Annotated in this window: 17 protein-coding genes; 12 read left to right on the top strand and 5 right to left on the bottom strand. The window is 38.2% G+C overall.

Annotated elements, in window-relative coordinates:
• Positions 1–28: 28 nt before the first annotated feature.
• The 8 genes from sfsA (at position 29) to panD (ending at position 6,944) form a co-directional block, all read left to right on the top strand.
• Positions 29–739, top strand: a complete 711-nt coding sequence (gene sfsA / locus B6258_RS04730; RefSeq protein ID WP_099074285.1) for a DNA/RNA nuclease SfsA — start codon at positions 29–31, stop codon at positions 737–739.
• 194 nt (positions 740–933) lie between these two features.
• Complete coding sequence (gene dksA / locus B6258_RS04725; protein WP_023580786.1) at positions 934–1,389, top strand: RNA polymerase-binding protein DksA; 456 nt, start codon at positions 934–936, stop codon at positions 1,387–1,389.
• Positions 1,390–1,442: 53 nt separating this feature from the next.
• A complete protein-coding gene (gene gluQRS, locus B6258_RS04720) occupies positions 1,443–2,354 on the top strand; it encodes a tRNA glutamyl-Q(34) synthetase GluQRS (RefSeq protein WP_099074346.1) in 912 nt (303 codons plus the stop codon).
• A 91-nt stretch (positions 2,355–2,445) separates the two neighbouring features.
• Positions 2,446–3,999 carry a polynucleotide adenylyltransferase PcnB gene (pcnB, locus tag B6258_RS04715; RefSeq protein WP_420820576.1) on the top strand — a complete coding sequence of 518 codons (1,554 nt, stop codon included), beginning with the start codon at positions 2,446–2,448 and terminating at the stop codon, positions 3,997–3,999.
• A complete protein-coding gene (gene folK, locus B6258_RS04710) occupies positions 3,992–4,486 on the top strand; it encodes a 2-amino-4-hydroxy-6-hydroxymethyldihydropteridine diphosphokinase (RefSeq protein WP_099074283.1) in 495 nt (164 codons plus the stop codon). Before pcnB ends, folK begins: the two co-directional genes overlap by 8 nt.
• 359 nt (positions 4,487–4,845) lie before the next feature.
• Positions 4,846–5,637 carry a 3-methyl-2-oxobutanoate hydroxymethyltransferase gene (gene panB / locus B6258_RS04705; RefSeq protein ID WP_099074282.1) on the top strand — a complete coding sequence of 264 codons (792 nt, stop codon included), beginning with the start codon at positions 4,846–4,848 and terminating at the stop codon, positions 5,635–5,637.
• 42 nt (positions 5,638–5,679) lie between these two features.
• A complete protein-coding gene (panC, locus tag B6258_RS04700; RefSeq protein ID WP_099074281.1) occupies positions 5,680–6,531 on the top strand; it encodes a pantoate--beta-alanine ligase in 852 nt (283 codons plus the stop codon).
• A 32-nt stretch (positions 6,532–6,563) separates the two neighbouring features.
• Positions 6,564–6,944: an aspartate 1-decarboxylase gene (panD, locus tag B6258_RS04695; protein WP_099074280.1), complete on the top strand. Its 381-nt coding sequence runs from the start codon at positions 6,564–6,566 to the stop codon at positions 6,942–6,944.
• A 522-nt stretch (positions 6,945–7,466) separates the two neighbouring features.
• Here panD and B6258_RS04690 read toward each other — a convergent pair.
• From B6258_RS04690 to B6258_RS04680, 3 genes are all read right to left on the bottom strand, one after another.
• Positions 7,467–7,790: a colicin transporter gene (locus B6258_RS04690; protein ID WP_240531519.1), complete on the bottom strand. Its 324-nt coding sequence runs from the start codon at positions 7,788–7,790 to the stop codon at positions 7,467–7,469.
• The gene (locus tag B6258_RS18255; protein WP_099074279.1) at positions 7,790–8,650 is read right to left on the bottom strand and encodes a colicin E5-related ribonuclease; all 861 of its coding nucleotides are present in this window, start codon (positions 8,648–8,650) and stop codon (positions 7,790–7,792) included. The genes B6258_RS04690 and B6258_RS18255 overlap by 1 nt, the downstream gene beginning before the upstream one ends.
• A gap of 150 nt (positions 8,651–8,800) precedes the next feature.
• On the bottom strand, positions 8,801–9,118 hold the full coding sequence (locus tag B6258_RS04680; protein WP_099074278.1) for a hypothetical protein: 318 nt from the start codon (positions 9,116–9,118) through the stop codon (positions 8,801–8,803).
• Between the two features lie 547 nt (positions 9,119–9,665).
• Here B6258_RS04680 and B6258_RS04670 point away from each other — a divergent pair.
• Both B6258_RS04670 and B6258_RS04665 read left to right on the top strand, forming a co-directional pair.
• Positions 9,666–11,747: a TonB-dependent receptor domain-containing protein gene (locus B6258_RS04670; RefSeq protein WP_099074277.1), complete on the top strand. Its 2,082-nt coding sequence runs from the start codon at positions 9,666–9,668 to the stop codon at positions 11,745–11,747.
• A 10-nt stretch (positions 11,748–11,757) separates the two neighbouring features.
• Positions 11,758–14,127, top strand: coding sequence for a TonB-dependent receptor domain-containing protein (locus B6258_RS04665; RefSeq protein WP_099074276.1), 2,370 nt, complete (start codon positions 11,758–11,760; stop codon positions 14,125–14,127).
• A gap of 241 nt (positions 14,128–14,368) precedes the next feature.
• On the opposite strand, the gene B6258_RS04660 is transcribed toward B6258_RS04665, so the two are convergent.
• Positions 14,369–15,697, bottom strand: a complete 1,329-nt coding sequence (locus B6258_RS04660; RefSeq protein ID WP_099074275.1) for a D-serine ammonia-lyase — start codon at positions 15,695–15,697, stop codon at positions 14,369–14,371.
• 12 nt (positions 15,698–15,709) lie between these two features.
• Positions 15,710–17,047 carry a D-serine transporter DsdX gene (dsdX, locus tag B6258_RS04655; RefSeq protein WP_099074274.1) on the bottom strand — a complete coding sequence of 446 codons (1,338 nt, stop codon included), beginning with the start codon at positions 17,045–17,047 and terminating at the stop codon, positions 15,710–15,712.
• A 223-nt stretch (positions 17,048–17,270) separates the two neighbouring features.
• Between dsdX and dsdC the strand changes: the two genes are divergently transcribed.
• Positions 17,271–18,215 carry a DNA-binding transcriptional regulator DsdC gene (dsdC, locus tag B6258_RS04650; protein WP_099074273.1) on the top strand — a complete coding sequence of 315 codons (945 nt, stop codon included), beginning with the start codon at positions 17,271–17,273 and terminating at the stop codon, positions 18,213–18,215.
• A gap of 18 nt (positions 18,216–18,233) precedes the next feature.
• Positions 18,234–18,890 carry a hypothetical protein gene (locus B6258_RS04645; RefSeq protein ID WP_099074272.1) on the top strand — a complete coding sequence of 219 codons (657 nt, stop codon included), beginning with the start codon at positions 18,234–18,236 and terminating at the stop codon, positions 18,888–18,890.
• The last annotated feature ends 25 nt before the right edge of the window (positions 18,891–18,915 follow it).

The raw sequence follows: 18,915 nt of genomic DNA, 5'->3' as shown, positions 1-18,915 counted from the left end.
TAAAGGTCGTATTTTCATCGGAGTTGTCATGAAATTTGAGCAACCGCTACAATCTGCCACTTTACTAAAACGATATAAGCGTTTTTTAGCAGACGTTGTTACCCCTAATGGAGAAGAATTCACGCTCCATTGCGCCAACACCGGTGCAATGACGGGATGTGCGACACCCGGTGATACCGTTTGGTACTCCACCTCTTCAAATGCAAAAAGAAAATATCCGCATAGTTGGGAACTGACTCAGACTCAAACTAAGGATTGGATTTGTGTAAATACCTTAAGAGCAAATGGGATTATTGCTGATGCAATTGAAGCGGGTGACATTCCAGAATTATCTGAGTATGACGAGATAAAACGAGAAGTGAAATACGGTAATGAGAACAGCCGTATTGACATTTTACTTAAATCAAATCATAAAGTTGACTGTTATATTGAAGTGAAATCAGTCACCTTACTCGACAACGGTATGGGCTATTTCCCAGATGCAAAGACAGAACGTGGTCAGAAACATCTGCGAGAGTTGACCGCTATCGCAAAATTGGGGTTAAGGGCTGTCTTATTCTACGCAGTTCCCCATACTGGCATTACGGAAGTGACTGTTGCTAAAGAGATTGACCCTAACTATGCTTCACTGCTAAAGGAAGCGATCGATGCAGGGGTTGAAATTTTGTGTTATCGCATCAATATTAGTGAATACAATTTAACAATTGGACAGCAATTACCTTTTATTTCAAATAGTTAATTGAAGTTCATGGTATTAGTTAAGCATTTTTTAACTAAAAAGGGCATTTACTTGCGTGCCTTCACACCATGAGAAAACTTATTAAAGGAATAATTGCTATCCTCGCGGGCATCTGCTATTTATAGCGCCCTATTTTTTCCCTTCCTGTTTTGAAGGTGGGGATTATTCAGAAATGCGTATGTAGGAGAAGCATTATGCAAGAAGGGCAAAAGCGTAAAACATCGTCCATGAGCATTCTCGCTATTGCTGGCGTTGAGCCATATCAGGAAAAAGCGGGCGAAGAGTACATGAACGAAGCCCAATTAGCGCATTTTAAGCTAATACTTGAATCTTGGCGCAATCAGCTCAGGGATGAAGTCAACCGCACCGTTACTCATATGCAAGATGAGGCGGCAAACTTCCCCGATCCCGTTGACCGTGCTGCACAAGAAGAAGAATTCAGTCTTGAGCTGCGTAACCGTGATCGTGAACGTAAACTCATTAAGAAAATCGAGAAGACACTGAAAAAAGTCGAAGATGATGACTTTGGTTTCTGTGAATCTTGTGGCGTGGAAATCGGTATTCGCCGTTTAGAAGCTCGCCCTACTGCCGATTTATGTATCGACTGTAAAACATTAGCTGAAATCCGTGAAAAGCAGATGGCTGGCTAATAATGAGCAAACGCCTCAGCCTAATACGTTGGGGCGTTAATCTGAATCTTTCGATGCACGAGATTACAGACTATATTGGGCGCTTTGCGCCATCGCCAACGGGTCAACTTCATTTTGGCTCATTGGTTACTGCACTTGGCAGTTATCTTCAAGCTCGCACGCATCATGGGCGTTGGCTTCTACGCATTGATGATATCGACCCTCAGAGAGAACCTCCCGGCACTGCATCCCAAATTATTCGCACATTAGAACATTATGGTTTGTTCTGGGATAAAGAAATCCTCTATCAATCGCAACGCCATGATGCTTACCGTGAAATTTTACACACACTTTGGAAAGAAGGTGTTTGCTACCACTGTCATTGTAGCCGTCATCGTTTACATGACTTAGGGGGCGTGTATGATAACCACTGTCGTCATCGCGAGTCGCTCACAAATAATGTGACACCTTTTGATAAAGAGAGTGCATGGAGGTTGATCCAACAGCATCCTGTTTATCATTTTGAAGATATCATTCAAGGTACGTATTATTCAAAGAGTACGTCTATCGTGTTAGAAGATATGATTATTCACAGAAAAGATAACTTATTTGCGTATAATCTAGTGACGGTGATTGATGATAATTATCAGGGTGTAACCGAAGTTGTTAGAGGTGCTGATCTACTTGATCCCACATTGCGACAAATCAGTTTACATAAACAACTGAATTTACCTATTCCACGTTATGCTCATTTACCTTTAGCAATAAATCATGACGGTAATAAATTATCAAAACAAAATCACGCACATGCGTTGCCAGATACTGATCCAAGACCCGTCATTATCGATGCTTTACGCTTTCTTAATCAGCCTATTATTGCGGGTTGGCAAGATTATTCGTTAGCATCATTGTTAGAGATTGCGATAGCGCAGTGGTCACCTTCTGAGATTTTAAAACAAAATCATCAGCAACAAGGGTATGAATAAACCACACAAAGCATTCTCAAAAAATGTTCAGTAGGCTATGATTAGCCGCTTAATTTTTTTAATTATTAGAATTTATTATTCGAGGTGTCATATTTTTAATCGAGTAGCACATTTCTGCCGTAATCTGCTAGGACGACAAACAACGTCATCAGACACACAACCGGTAGCGAGTGAAAGGCCAGTCACTGCATCTGACCGACCAATACAAGAAACACAGAAACCTGTGCGTCGGCGTCCTGCTATATCCGCAGACCGTCCCCGTAAAAAAAAGAGTAATAAAGAAAAGGCGAACGGGAGTGATTTGCCAATGACTGTGATCCCAAGAGATCAACACCCAATTTCACGTAAAGACATCAGTGATAATGCATTAAAAGTGCTTTATCGCCTAAATAACTCTGGCTTTCAGGCTTATTTAGTTGGTGGTGGTGTCCGTGACTTATTACTGGGAAAAAAACCAAAAGATTTTGATATTGCCACTAATGCAACACCTGAAGATGTCCGTCGATTATTCCGCAATAGCCGTTTAGTCGGTCGTCGTTTCCGTCTTGCTCATATTATGTTTGGCCCTGAAGTGATTGAAGTTGCAACGTTCCGTGGCTCTCATGAAGATCATGAAGTTTCAGACAACAACCAATCCCAGCAAGCACAAAGCGGCATGTTACTGCGCGACAATATTTTTGGCTCAATTGAAGAAGATGCCATTCGTCGTGACTTTACATTAAACAGCCTCTATTACGGTGTTGATGATTTTGCTGTACGTGATTATGTTGGCGGTTTAGCGGATCTGAAAGCGGGAATTATTCGCTTAATTGGCGATCCTGAAACCCGCTATCGCGAAGATCCCGTCAGAATGCTTAGAGCCATTCGCTTTGCGAGCAAATTGGATATGCAAATTGCGCCAGAAACTGCAGAGCCCATTGGCAGACTAGCCCCCCTATTACGTAATATTCCATCAGCGCGTCTTTTTGAAGAGTCGCTAAAATTATTACAAACAGGGCAAGGCTACAAAACTTACAAGTTAATGTGCCGTCATCAATTACTTGAGCCACTGTTTCCGCTGATTGCTTCTAAAATGACAGAGCAACATGATACGCCGATGGAGAGAATGTTAGCTCAAGTTCTCAAAAACACGGACTATCGCATCAATAAAGAGATGCGAGTCAATCCAGCGTTCTTATTTGCGGCGATGCTGTGGTATCCATTAATTGAACATGCCGAAAAATTAGTCCAAGAAAGTGGCCTTTCTTACTATGACTCTTTCGCTATGGCGATGAACGATATTTTAGATGAGCAATGCCGTACTATTGCGATACCAAAACGCATTACCACAACAATGCGTGATATCTGGCAATTACAGCAACGTTTACCTAAACGCCAAGGTCGTCGTGCAAATAAATTACTTGAGCACCCTAAATTCCGTGCAGCGTTCGATTTACTGGAATTACGTGCCAATGTACAACGCAATCCAGAGCTTGAAGCGTTAGCAAGTTGGTGGGCTGATTTCCAAGCCTCTAACAATACCCAACAACGCTCAATGGTTTCTGAATTAGGCCAAGCACCGGTTCGCAGACGTCCGCGTCCACGAAAACGCCCTCGTCACCCAAGTGCAAAACCAGCCTCTAGACAAGAGAGTACCAATGAATAAACAGAAAAATCGTGTTTATATCATTTTGGGAAGTAATTTGGATTCACCTGAAAATCAGGTGAATTCAGCGATTAAGGCAATCAGTGAGATCCCACAAACCACATTGATTGCACAATCATCTTGGTATCGTACTCGCCCAATGGGACCACAAGATCAGCCTGATTACCTTAATGTCGCTGTTGCGGTTGATACAACATTAGCAGCAGAAGAGTTGCTTGATAACACACAAGCGATTGAATTAGCGCAAGGTCGTGTTAGAAAAGAAGGTCATCGTTGGGGACCAAGAACGCTTGATCTTGATATTATGTTATTTGGTAATGACGTGATCCAAACCGAGCGATTAACCGTACCTCATTATGGGCTTAAAGTCCGTGAATTTATGCTTTATCCATTAGCTGAATTAGCCCCCGACCTTCGCTTTCCTGATGGCGAATTATTAGCAGATAGATTGGCGTTAGTGCCTGAAAATGGCATGGAAAAGTGGTAATTTCACACTAATACGCCCTTAACGCTAAAGGTTGATACTGTAAAAAATTTAAACAGTATCAGCCTGTCTCTCCTTTTTTGCTTCCCTGCTATTTTTCAACTTCGCCGTTTCTCCTCAACCTTTAAACTCTTCTATATTTATTTTTAATATATAACTCACTGATAAATATAAATACAAATTATCATTTCTTATTTTTTATCGCTCATTTTATTACTTTTTCTTCGTTTTTAGTCCTTAAATGCTACAATCGAAAGCGGCTTTATTTTGATAATCTAATATTTTCTTTAATAAACAAACGATTATGTGAAGTAATTAATTTTATCTGCACACAAAAAATGACAATGATGGAGTTTGTTACAATGAAACCCACTACGCTTTCAACGCTAAACCGCTATAAGCAAGAAAAGAAAAAATTCGCCACTATCACTGCTTATGATTCAAGTTTTGCTCGCCTTTTTGCACAAGAAGGTATTGAAGCCATGCTGATTGGTGATTCTTTAGGAATGACACTACAAGGCCATAACAGCACGTTACCTGTTACGGTTGAGCAAATTGCCTATCACACCCGTTGTGTCAGAGCGGGTGCACCCAATGCCTTCTTAATTGCCGATATGCCCTTTATGTCTTATTCAACCCCCGAGCAAGCTTGTCTTAATGCCGGTATTTTGATGCAGGCAGGGGCCAATATGGTCAAAATTGAAGGCGGTCGCTGGCTAATTCCAACTGTAAAAATGCTGACTGAACGTGCGGTTCCTGTCTGTATTCATTTAGGGTTAACACCTCAGTCAGTCAATGTTTTCGGTGGCTATAAAGTCCAAGGTAGAGAACTTGCAGCAGCAGAAGAATTAAAACAAGATGCTATCGCCCTTGAAAATGCGGGTGCTCAACTGGCGGTTTTAGAATGCGTACCCGTTTCATTAGCGAAAACAATCACTGACGTACTCACTATGCCTGTCATTGGCATTGGGGCAGGAAATGTCACTGATGGACAAATTCTTGTTATGCATGATTTATTAGGCTTAACACCTCAAGCGCCTAAATTTTCAAAAGATTTTTTACAAGAAGCGGGTTCATTAAAAGGTGCTGTCAGCCTTTATGTTCAACAAGTTGAACAAGGCCTGTTTCCCGAAGAAAAACATTCATTTAACTGATTTATTATCATAATTATCAATATTGTTTAAAGGAGTCACGCCGTGCTAATTATTGAAACGACGCTTATCTTACGCAGAGAAATCAAGCGATTAAAGCAAGAAGGTAAACGCATTGCATTGGTTCCAACCATGGGTAATCTTCATGAAGGCCACCTAAAATTAATTGAAGAAGCCCGTCTTCATGCTGATGTGGTGATCACCTCTATTTTTGTTAACCCACTTCAATTTGATAGAGAAGCGGATTTAGCCAATTATCCTCGCACCTTACAAGAAGATTGCGAATTATTGCGTGATAAACAGGTCGATATTATCTTTGCACCGTCAGCGAAAGAGATGTATCCACACGGTATGGAAAATCAAACCACGGTTGATGTGCCTGTATTATCTACCGTATTAGAAGGAGCAAGCCGTCCTGGGCATTTCCGTGGTGTCACTACCGTTGTCAGTAAGCTTTTTAACCTAGTGCAACCTGATGTTGCGATGTTTGGTGAAAAAGACTTCCAACAACTGCAAATTATCAAAAAGATGGTAAGCGATTTATGTATGGATATCAGCATCGTTCCTGTTGCTATCGTACGTGACAACAATGGGTTAGCGCTCAGTTCGCGTAATCGCCTATTGTCTGACAGTGAAAAACAACAAGCCCCTGCACTTTATCAAGCGATGCAAGAAATTGCAGAGCAATTAAAGTCGGGTAATCATGATGTTAATCAGCTACTGCAAAATGCAAAAAACACCTTAGAACAGCAAGGTTTCCGTGCTGATGAGTGTTTTATTTGTGACGCGGATACTCTAAGCCCTCTTAATGAAGAGAGCCGACGCGCTGTCATTCTAATGGCTGCATGGCTGGGAAATACACGTTTAATTGATAACCAACAAGTTAACCTTGTTTGATCTTCATTATTAGAAAATAAGGAAACACGACAATGCTACGCACAATGTTACAAGGCAAGCTTCATCGCGTAAAAGTCACGCAAGCCGATCTTCATTATGAAGGCTCTTGCGCTATTGATCTGGATTTTATGGATGCGGCAGGCATTCTTGAAAATGAAGCGATCGATATTTATAACGTTGACAATGGTGAACGCTTTTCAACTTATGCTATTTGTGCAGAAAGAGGTTCACGAATTATTTCCGTCAATGGTGCAGCCGCACGTAAAGCCGCTGTCGGTGATCGCTTGATTATTTGCTCTTATGTGCAGATCCCTGATAGCGATGCGCGTAGCCATAAACCTAACATTGCTTATTTTGAAGATGACAATGAAATGAAGCGCATTGCCAAAGCTGTACCTGTACAAGTTGCTTAATCAATAAGATATTGCCCACTTCCCATAGGCAGAGGTTCCCTGCCTATGGGAAACAATTAACAAGAACAATAAATAACCTATTGTTATTATTTGCGTGTCACGATTCACCTTGATAAAAACGAGATATAAGGTTCAAAACCAAGTTTCTTCTCCATTTTTCCTCGCTTATCTTTCAGTAGCTTGTTATAAATCATATAAGTATTGTCTGACTACTCTCTGACTAATAAAAAATTATGATAAAAGTTGCTTTAGTAGATGATCACATTGTTGTGCGTTCTGGTTTTGCACAACTCCTATTACCCTATAAGACTGACGAACGAGTATTCACACTGCCACCCGAGACATCCCGTATATAACTGACTTAGCAAGCAACTAATAAAACAGATGAAATAATACATAATAACAAATACGTTAAATTTCTTTTTTTCATGCACACTCCTTGTGTTGTTGTGAATGAATACCTGTCGTTCATCCTTGAGTAACGGGTATTCGCCTTCATTTCATCCCTGACAATAGTGGTAATTAAGACATTTTTAACGTAACAATAAATGCTGTATATCCGGCAGCTTCATCATCCCTGATATTTTCAATGGCCAGCTTATTATTTTCAGCAAGTTTTGATTGATAATCATCTGGATTGTTATATGTCCATGAAGTAGCTCCGTCGGGACGAAAGCCAGGATTCAACCAGTGACCAGCATCAACGCCTAAAATCCACAGGTTACGTTTAGCTGCCTCCTGACATACTTCAATTGCTGCTTTTGGTGATAATTTCATTATTGCATTACCACCAAGTTCAAAGAATGCTTTTCCGTTATCAAAAAAACCTCTTGGATTTGTTTCCATTATTTCCCCTCCCATTGAATTCGTGAATCATCAGCCCAGTTAGGGTCTTTTTTATCACTGACCTGAACCACTTCACCAGTACGGTCATTCACCACCACATACTCTCCAGGTTCACCATATACGGTCGCTGGATCATTACGTCCAAGATAATCTGGTGGTGTTTTTTTCGGACTACGCTTATCAACTGATTTTCCTGAAGCACCCTTGGCAACCGCGTCTTTAATATCCTGCTCAGTCCAACCACGCCCCCTTATCTGATCTTTAATTTTTCCATCAATTTTAATTTCGGAAGAATTGTCTTTTTTCCCTGTCGATAAATAGATCGGCTTTATCCCTGATTCCCACGGAAAAACCAAAATAACTGGCTCTCGTGATGCTGACTGTCTTTTTTCATTTTCAGTGAAAAAAGTGGGCGCTTCTAACGGTAATTGATTAAACCGTGGAATATCATACACTCCCCCTGAGATATACTTATGCTTTTCCGGTTGAGGTAAAGCCACACCCGTTAATATCCCCGCACTCCCAATTTGAACTATTTGTTCCTGTTTTTCATTCGGTAACGTATACGCAAAAATACCTTTTTGTATTGTTTTTCGTGCTTCCACCACGCGTGTTTTAACTGGAATATCCGTTTTCACGAGTTCAATTTGTTTTGCCCCATTCAGCGATTTTTCAATAACAACGGCTGACGTGTTGATCGTTCCTTTCTGTTTCGCTATTTCTCTTAACTGGGTTTCTTTTGGAATATTTAATGCCTTGCCTTCCGTAGTCAGTACAGTTTCCCTATTTTTAGGGTATTCGTGATAAATAATAGCAGGATAACGATCACTACCTACTCCAACTGGAGGAGAATACAACATCAGCCCGGCCCCTAAACCAAGCGCACGACCTAGAATTGCACCTAAAGTCTCTGCTGCTGTCGTTGTATTCGCAGTGGTTAACGTTGGCGAAAAAACAGCAACAGGTGCGAGTGCCCCTTTATTAAGTGTTTTTCCTGGAATAAGTATCGATTATGCGGAGGTAATAGCCGAATTTAAATCTGAGGGGAGTGGTTTATTGATAAAATTCCCCTGAGTGAAATGTGTAATCGAATCAAAAGTGTCAATGGTTTTTTTTAATGCCAATCTCTGCATACCAAGAAATTGAGCATAACGTTGCATGAAGATTTTATTTGCTTTAGCGATATCCCCCGAATGATAAAGATCCATCATCTCTTTACAATGTTTATCCTTCGTCAGAAATATACAATCCATTTTTCCACATACAGGACAAATATTTCTTTCCATCAAATCTTTGCCTTTGATGAAGGGTAAGTTCTTTTCACCCATAATAATTTCCTTATTGAATTAAATTCCGTTTATACGACTCTATTCACATACAGTATTTATAACACTAAGCCGCACCATTCATTAAGTCAAAAACTTCAAATGAGTTTAATTATTCATTAAATATCAATGTATTAATAATATTTAATGTACTTACCATCAAAAAAGAGAGATAAAAAATAGTAGGAATGAAAGGGGGGATTTAAAAGTAAGAGAAGAGCTACAAACTTTGCTATTACAAGTCAATGCCACACAGCTTCAACCTAATGTAGGCGACAGCTACTATCTGCAAATCCATCCTTATGGCATGTTTATTTTAGAATAAATAGTTTCACCCTATTTTCTCATTTATCTTCAAGGCGTCGTTATGACGCCTTTTTCATACCCTCATTTCCCATCTTCTCAATTTATTTTTTATTATTAAATTACAAATACTTATAAGATTTTTATTATTTTTAAAAAATCATTACTTGCTAATGATAATTATACTTACTTACAATACTTACAAAATGTTACATTATAACATTACTTAAAAGGGAGGATGAATGGTATGAAAAAATCTATTTTTAGTTATACAACACTTTTTATTTCAATAAGTTACTCTTTATTTGCAAATGCAAGCCCTGCAATAAAATCAAAAGAAAATCAGACTAATGAGGTATTAAAAGTCTATTCAACACCTTTACATACACCACAAGAAAAAATGGCAATACCCGTTGCCGTTTTGACACAAGAAGATCTACGCACTAATCGTAGTGCCTCAATTGCTGAAACTTTGACATCTCTGCCAAGTTTTCACGCCAGCTTTTTTGGTGGCGGTTCGGTACATCCGGTTATTCGGGGAATGTCAGGAAATCGAGTCAAGGTATTACACAGTGGTAGTGATCTTATGGATGTTTCATCTATTGGTGCCGATCACGCGATCACTAGTGAACCCTTTTTAAGCCAGCGTATTGAAGTGTTAAAAGGGCCTGCAACATTACTTTATGGAGGCGGTTCAATAGGTGGTGCAATTAACGTTATTGATAGCAAAATTCCTATGTCAGTACCTGAAAAAGGCTACGAGGGCGAATTACAGTATCAATACGATTCCGTTTCTAAGGGAAATACAGGATCAATCGGATTAACATTAGGAGAAGATAATTTAGCTCTGCGCCTTGAAGGTACTAAGCGTTATCAAAGTGATTACAAACAGCCAGCACCTTTGCATCAAGGAGAACCTAGCCGTTTAACCGGATCTTATCAAGATAACCAATCGGCAAATATCGGTGCATCTTGGATCTTAAATGATGGCTATATTGGCATTGGCTATGGTGAACAACATCGCCGATATGGATTACCCGGCCATACGCATTTTCATGATCATGAAGAGGAACACCACCATCACGCCCCAATTCGCCCTCCGTTAATCGGTCATCATCATCATGATCACAATCATGAATACCCTGATGAACAACATCAACATGGTATTCCTTATATTATTATGGATAGCAAACGATGGGATCTTCGTGGTGAAAAAAACAATCCATTTACTGGTATTGAATCAATACGTTTCAGTGCGGCCAGAACCGATTATCATCATGATGAAAAAGAAGGAAATGAAGTCAGCACCTCATTCAAAAACAAAGGAGATGAATTAAGACTGACATTTACACATCAACCTATTTGGGGTTGGCATGGTGTTATTGGTGGGCAATTTAATCAGCGTGATTTTAGCGCTCAAGGAGAAGAAGCCTATATACCGTCAACAAAAACAAAAAATCACTCACTCTTTTTATTAGAAGAATACCAATTAGGTGATTTTCGCTATGAATTAGGATTTCGCCAAGAGTGGCAATCACTGTTAAATAGAGAAACTCAAAAAAACAATAAGCAGAGTGCATCTTCTATTTCTGCTGGATTAGCATGGAATTTTACACAAGACTATTTTTTAAATTTATCACTCTCACACACGAAAAGATTACCAGTTGCAGAAGAGCTTTACGCGAATGGTGTTCATGCTGCAAGCCGAACGATTGAAAAAGGCGATCCTAATTTAACCGCAGAGGCTGCAAATAATATTGATATTGGAATAACTAAAGTAACAGGTGATATTCAATTCAATATGAGTGCCTATTATAACCGTATTAATAATTATATTTACGGTCAGTTTACCGGGGCTGAATTAAATAATGGCTATCGATCATTACAATATGTTCAAAATGATGCGCAGTTTAAAGGTATAGAAGGAAATATTGATTATTACTATAACCAAGATAGTTTAATTGGTATTTCTGGTGATTATGTCAGAGCAAATTTACTACACAATAAGGGAAACATACCAAGAATACCACCTTACCGATTAAGTACTTATCTTAAACACCACTTAACAGAAAACCTAAGTGGGCAAATTCGTATTGACCATTTTGGAAAACAAACCAAAACAGCCGAATATGAAACATCAACCGCATCTTATAATACAGTCAGTTTAGGCAGTGAATATAACGGCTATTTAGACCAACTTGATTATACCTTGTATGCCAAAATTAATAATATCTTTGATGCAAAAGGAAAAGACAGCACCTCTTATATTAAAGATGAAATGTATTTACCAGGTCGTAATATTATCTTAGGCGCTACTCTTACATTCTAATATAAATATCATGAAAAAAAGTAAACTCTCTATTATTTTACTTATGCTTTTGTCGTCTCCTTTATATGGAAAAGAGAATAATCAAGATAAAAGCCAAGGAAAAGAAACATCAAACGATGTTATTACTGTTAAAGCAACATCAATAAAAAACAAAGAGACATTCTCCTCTTTATTACTCAATAATCGAGAAGAGATAAAAGGAAAACAACTTGAACAAATAAAAACAAATACGATTGGTAACACCGTTGCAAAAGTTGCTGGCGTACAAACTGAAGGCTTTGGCCCTAATGCTGCAAGGCCTGTTATTCGAAGTTTATCAGGAAATCGAGTGGGCATTTTAGTCAATAATCTACCCATCAATGATGTTTCATTTATTAGTGGAAATATGCCGATCCCCATTGATATGAATAGAATTAATGAAATATCGATTAGCAAAAACTCTGAAGCACTCTTTTATGGTGGTAGTACAAGCGGTGGCGCTATTCATTTGTGGGATGACCGAATAATGACAGAGTTGCCTGAAAAAGCGATTTCAGGTGCCGTGACTTTTAATGGAAGTACCAATAACGGTAATGGGGGTTCTGCAAATATTAAACTCAGCGATGAAGAAAACTGGATTTTTAATATTTCGGGTGCCACTAAACGCGTCTCTCGATATAAAATTCCAACACGCTCTAAAGTGGGGGATTGCTATAGCTATCAACAGCTAAAAAACCATTTTGCATTACGTGATCAATGCCAAGTGGATATGAAAGTGTTTACTAGCCGTAATCCTGAAGCTTATCCTTACATTAGTGAGTTTTGGAAAAAATATAAGGTTGAATATGAGCTAAGTGAAGACGATAAATATACCTTTAAAGATAAAGATTATTTTTCAGGTATTGGCTATGTCGATAACGAACCCAATTCACAATATAAACCAGGTAGTCCCACCTCTATTGAACATGTGACTCCGCCTAAACATTATGTTGAAAATAACAATAAAGAGATCCCAAATAGCTTCTTAAAAAGTCAAAGTGGCAATGCATCTCTTTCTTATATTAGAGATGAAGGCTATATAGGTTTATCTGTTACTGATTTTCAGACTTCTTACGGTGTACCGGGTTATGCTTATCTCACCACAAAAACAAGTCGAGAAATGTATAAACCTGTTTCGGTTTCAAATCATAATCGGCGAATAGATATACAAGGAAAACATTATCACTTAACACCTTTTTTAAGAGACAGTGCTTTTTATTACTCTTATTCTGAATCGAAAGATGAAGAATTAGTGGGACAAATTGCATCATCAGTATTTGAAACCCAAAATCACCAACTAGCATTAGAAACGGCACATGCTCCGCTCTTTAATCGGTTAAATGGTGCTATTGGCGTTAACGGTAATTATCGTGATCTGAAAACGTCTGGTTATGATGCTTATTTACCCAGTGTATTAACCAAAGAGTACGGAATATATTGGGTGGAATCGCTAAATTTATCTCCTTTTGAGCTCACTGCTGGATACCGTAAAGGTTATACTCAACATCATCTCAATATTCCAGCGAATTATAATAGTGGTAGAGGGCAAGGTTCTAATTTACAAAACCGTCATTTTGATACAAGTGCAAATACACTCGCCTTATCTTTTACACCAATTGATGAATGGACATTAAAACTACAACAGAATATTTCTTATCGAGCACCAGAAATTAATGAACTTTATACACATGACCCTCATTATGCTTATTTAATTGAAGAACAAGGAAACAGTAAATTTAATACCGAAAAAAGTAAAAGTATTGAGTTATCATCTGTTATTGAGATTGGCAATTTCTCTAATAAACTTAATTTGTATAAAACAGACTACAGTGATTTTAAATTTAGACGATTAACAGGCGTCAGTCGTGGTGGCGTTACTGTTATGGAGTGGGATAAAACTGACCTCGAAACAAAAGGATTAGAATACGAATTTAAGTATTTATATGAAATGCCTCACGATCATAATCTTACATTTACACTATTCGGGGATTTTGTCGAAAATAAAAGTAAAAGGAAGCTATTTATTGCAGGTAATTATTTACCAAACTTACCTAATGAAAAACATGGTATTAGCATTAATTATCAGCATGGCGAATTAACCGCATTTAGTAGCGCAACTTACTATAAAAAACAGAAAGAGAGTGGTGGATTAATGTATGGTGGAGACATTACCTTCCCTTCCTATACTTTAGTCGATGCAGGCATGGGTAAAAAATATCATCTTGATAAGTTAGATATTTCCGTTGATTTTATTATTAATAATCTCACTAATACTGAAGCAAGGCCTGCATCTTCTCAATTAAAATATTTAGCCCCATTACCGGGTCGAAACTATGGGGTAAATATTAAAATTGATTTTTAATATCTTCTGATTTAGCAAGATATAAAGTAAGCGAGGCACCCAATGGGTGCCTCTTTTTTTATAATAATACTACGACATTTTCCCCTGGTGTGACATCCTGGTGTGAATGTTTGATGTAACACTTGGCATAACACATGACTACGCTATTATTGTTTTAGATAACGATTAGAGATACTTGTACTACCCCCTTTATTTTTTGAGGGGCTATCAGAACAAAAGCTGATAGCACCCTTTCTATACTCTATTTTCCTTGAGCGAGATATTTTTGCATTTCATCTGCTGGAACCATACCACCACCCGTTGCCCATACTAAATGCGTTGCATTTTGCATTTTTTGACTGTCTAGTGATAAACCTTGCAGATAATCTTTAGCTTGAGTGACATGTACAGCACCTACCATTCCTGCTAAAGCCGAAGGTTCTAACTTAATCCCTTCTTCTTTATTTAATAAACTGAGTAAGTCATAAAGCACTTGATCATCAATAGTATAATAACCATCAATTAAGCGCTCCATTGCTCGACCAACAAAGCCTGATGCACGACCAACAGCAAGACCGTCAGCAGCCGTTACGTTATCGATACCAATCTCTTGTACAGAGATGCCCTCATGTAATTGAGTATAAACACCCAATAACATACAAGGTGAATGCGTTGGCTCTGCAAATAAGCAATGTACTGCATCACCAAATGCCAGTTTTAGCCCAAAAGCAACACCACCAGGGCCGCCACCAACACCACAAGGCAGATAAACAAACAGAGGATGTTCACTGTCAACACGAACACCTTGTTCTTCAAATTGGCGTTTTAAACGTAATCCCGCTACCGCATAACCCAAGAATAATGTTTTTGAGTTTTCATCATCGATAAAGAAACAGTTAGGATCTTTCTCTGCTTCTTTGCGACCTTCTTCTACCGCAATACTGTAATCTTGTTCATATTCAACAACATTAACGCCATGAGATCGTAATTTATCTTTCTTCCACTGACGTGCATCAGCAGACATATGAACACTCACGCTAAAGCCTAATTTCGCACTCATGATCCCAATAGACATACCTAAGTTGCCTGTTGAGCCTACCGCGATACTATATTGGCTAAAGAATTCACGAAATTTGTCAGAAAATAATTTTTCATAATTATCATCTGTACTTAATAATCCCGCATTAATCGCCAATTTCTCAGCATGAGTCAGTACTTCATAAATCCCACCACGCGCTTTAATTGAACCTGAAATAGGTAGATGACTATCCTTTTTCAAACGCAATTGACCGCTAATGGATGTGTTATAACGCTTTTCAAGAGCAACTTTCATCTTAGGGATATCAACCACGTCTGATTCGATAATTCCTTGAGTCACAGCTGTTTCTGGAAATGCTTTAGCTAAATAAGGTGCAAAACGTTGTAGTCGTGCTTGTGCGTCAATTACGTCATCTTGCGTTAAACCAACATATGGAAGTCCCTGGTCAGTGGTGGTCACTTTTGGGTTAAACCAAACCACTTCTTTTAAATCCACTAAGTCACGAACTAGTGGAAAATGACTTATTAATTTATTTATATCTATATGGCTCATAGTCGTTCTCTTTTATATGACAAAAGAAAGCATAAATGTACCGCCTAATGCGACAAAGGAGGCAATAAAGGTCGCGACACTGTAAAAACGAAAAGTTTCACTTAAAGTTGCATTACAATACTGTTTCACTAACCAAAACAGTGAGTCTGTGACGATGGTACAACCAATAGCACCTGAACCAATTGCTAATGTAATGATTTCAGGGCTAATGTCTGGGTATAAAGGCATTAATGGTGCAACAATTGCAGTAGCGCCCATCATTGCAACAGTCGCAGAACCAACGGCGGCATGAAGAATAATGGCGACTAACCAAGCCAATAAAATAGGATGCATATCTAAATTAGAAAGAATTAACGCTAAAGATTCACTTAGACCACTGCCTTTTAAAATGCCATTAAAAGCACCGCCCGCACCAATAATTAATAAGATATTGGCAATAGAGCTAAAGCTATCTTCTGTTTTCTTCAATAAAGTATTCATGCCCATATTACGGCGAATACCTAATACATAATAAGCAACAAAGGCAGCAATAAACATCGCAGTAATTGGGTTACCAATAAACTGTAATGCGGTATAAATTGATGTGCCTTTAGTCATATTTAATTCTGCTGCTGTTTTTATCAGCATCAGAACAATAGGTAATAATACAGTAAATAGTGTGGCACCTAATGAAGGCAAATCTTTTTCTTCACGAATTTCCATATCAGAAAATTCTTCAGGTACCGTTTTAAATGGTAAGCGCTCGCCTAACATTTTTAAGAATAAAGGCCCCCCCACTAAAGATGCAACTAAACCAACGGCAAGGCCTGCAACAATAACGGTTCCCATATCTGCCCCTAATTCATTAGTTACGAATAATGCAGCAGGATGAGGAGGAACAATACAGTGAACAGCCATTAATGCTGTACATAATGGAATAGCTAATTTTAATAATGAAGTATTTGTTTTTTTCGCAATTGAGAAAGCAAGAGGAATAAGTAATACCACACCCACTTCAACAAAGAGTGTAATACCACAAATAAGACCAACCAATACCATAATAACGTCTGGAGATAACCAACGGCATTTTTGCAATGTAATACCGATGCGTTCTGCGGCACCTGATATTTCCATCATCTTACCAAGAATAGTTCCTAAACCGATAATTGCTGCTAAAAATCCTAACGTACCACCAATACCGTTTTCAATCGCATTTACCATTTCTAAAGGATTCATCTTCATTGCAGTACCCACAAAGAAGCTTGCCAATAGTAAGGCTAAAAACGGGTGAAACTTAAATTTTATTATAGTAAAAACAATGAGCAAGATACTAATTATAAGAGTACCTAGCACCCATAACGTTGAATCCATATATCCATCCCAAATATTTTATTTATTGTTAATCATATTGAATATTAATCATTCGGCACTTACAAATGATGAAAATTTACACTAAGATGAACTCTATTAACTCAAATAAGTGATCTAATACACAAATAATCACATTATGATGAGTAGTGGCATGGTATTTCATCTTAACATTACCTTGATTGTTAACCTACGTTACTATTAGTAAAAAAACGAGAATAAAAGAATGTTTGAATCTTCTAGCGTGATTTTAAGAAATAAACGATTATCCAGTTATCAATTAGCAAGACTTCACACTTTTGAAGCAACTGGTCGCCATCTTTCATTTGCTTTAGCAGCAGAAGAACTGTCATTAACGCCCAGTGCCATTAGCCACCGTATTAATACATTAGAAGAAGAGTTGGGCATTAAGCTATTTAACCGCTTTCATCGCCGAATAGAGTTAACAGAAGAAGGTGAACGAATTTATTGGGCGCTTAAAAAAACGCTAGAAGATATTAACCAAGAAATTTTAGATATTCATAATCAAGAAGTCTCAGGTATTCTCACCGTTTATTCACGACCATCTATTGCCCAATGTTGGTTAGTTCCTCGTATTTCAGATTTTACTGAACGTTACCCATCGATTGAATTAAATCTACTCACAGGAAATGATGATATTAACTTTCGAGGTTATGGTATTGATCTCGCAATTTATTTCGATGATAAGCAACTGCAAAACCTTTATTGTGAAGATTTAATTTCAGAATCTATTATTCCTGTGTGTAGTCCTGAATACGCGAAAAAACATGAGCTTATTGGTAATATTCATCATCTTTCTAATTGCACATTGCTACATGATAGGCAAGCTTGGAGTAATAACTCGGATTTCGACGAATGGCGAGCTTGGGGTGAATATATGGGACTTTCGCTTTTTCCTAATCGTAGCAATATCTGTTTTGACCGCTCTGATCTTGCGGTTATTGCTGCGGTTAACCACTCGGGAGTGGCGATGGGAAGAAAGCGTTTAGTGCAAAAACAACTGGCGAATAAAGAATTAATTATCCCTTTTGATAATAGTGAGCTTTTTTGTGCTCAGCGTTATTACCTTGTCACTCGAAATGAAAAAAATAATGCTAAAGTACAGCTTTTCATTCAGTGGCTGAAAAAACAAATCAAGGAAAGCATGTAATTTTTTAAGGAAAATCCGATGAAAGAAATGACATTCACGACAAAACAACTTATTGCAATTGCAGAATATGCAGGTTTAATCGTCGCAAATAAAGAACATATCACTGAGAATAAACGTTATATCTTAGTTGACTTATTGGATGTGCAAACAGAAGAAGGCCTCTATTATGGGCCAGCAGTGCTTGAGTTTAGTCATGCTCATCGTAAAGCACGCATTTTAGAATTTGGCGATGAAGGCTATCAACGCGCTCAAGCGCGTGAAAAACAAATTCAGGACTATAAAAATAATCAAAAAGTCCAAGCGCCTGATACCTACCAACCACCTATTCATCGCTATAGTCACTACTCGGATTTTCAAATAAACCTAACCGCTATCTATCGTCGTTATGGTTATGAAATCGAATTTGATACAGAAACCGAAAAAGTTTGGAGCTCCTTAGATCCTGATGGCGCGATATTTGATTTACTCAAAAATGCTGATGATGCACTCTCTTTATTAGAAGATTGCGAAATGTCATGCTCTTATCATCAAGAAAATAAAGTATGGTCTGTCACTTCAATAGAAAAAGATACCGTTGAACATAGATCTTTAAATCGTGCCGTGGCTGAATGTTTTTTATTAATGACGGATCATTATGCCGATGATTGGCCTAATATTGAAAACATTCTTTATTAAAATAAACCCGCCTAATTGGCGGGTC

Origin of the sequence: Proteus alimentorum, from assembly GCF_002607735.1 — a bacterium.
Lineage (GTDB): Bacteria > Pseudomonadota > Gammaproteobacteria > Enterobacterales > Enterobacteriaceae > Proteus > Proteus alimentorum.
Note: the sequence above shows the minus strand (reverse complement) of the source record. Positions and strands in the feature narration are given on the sequence as shown.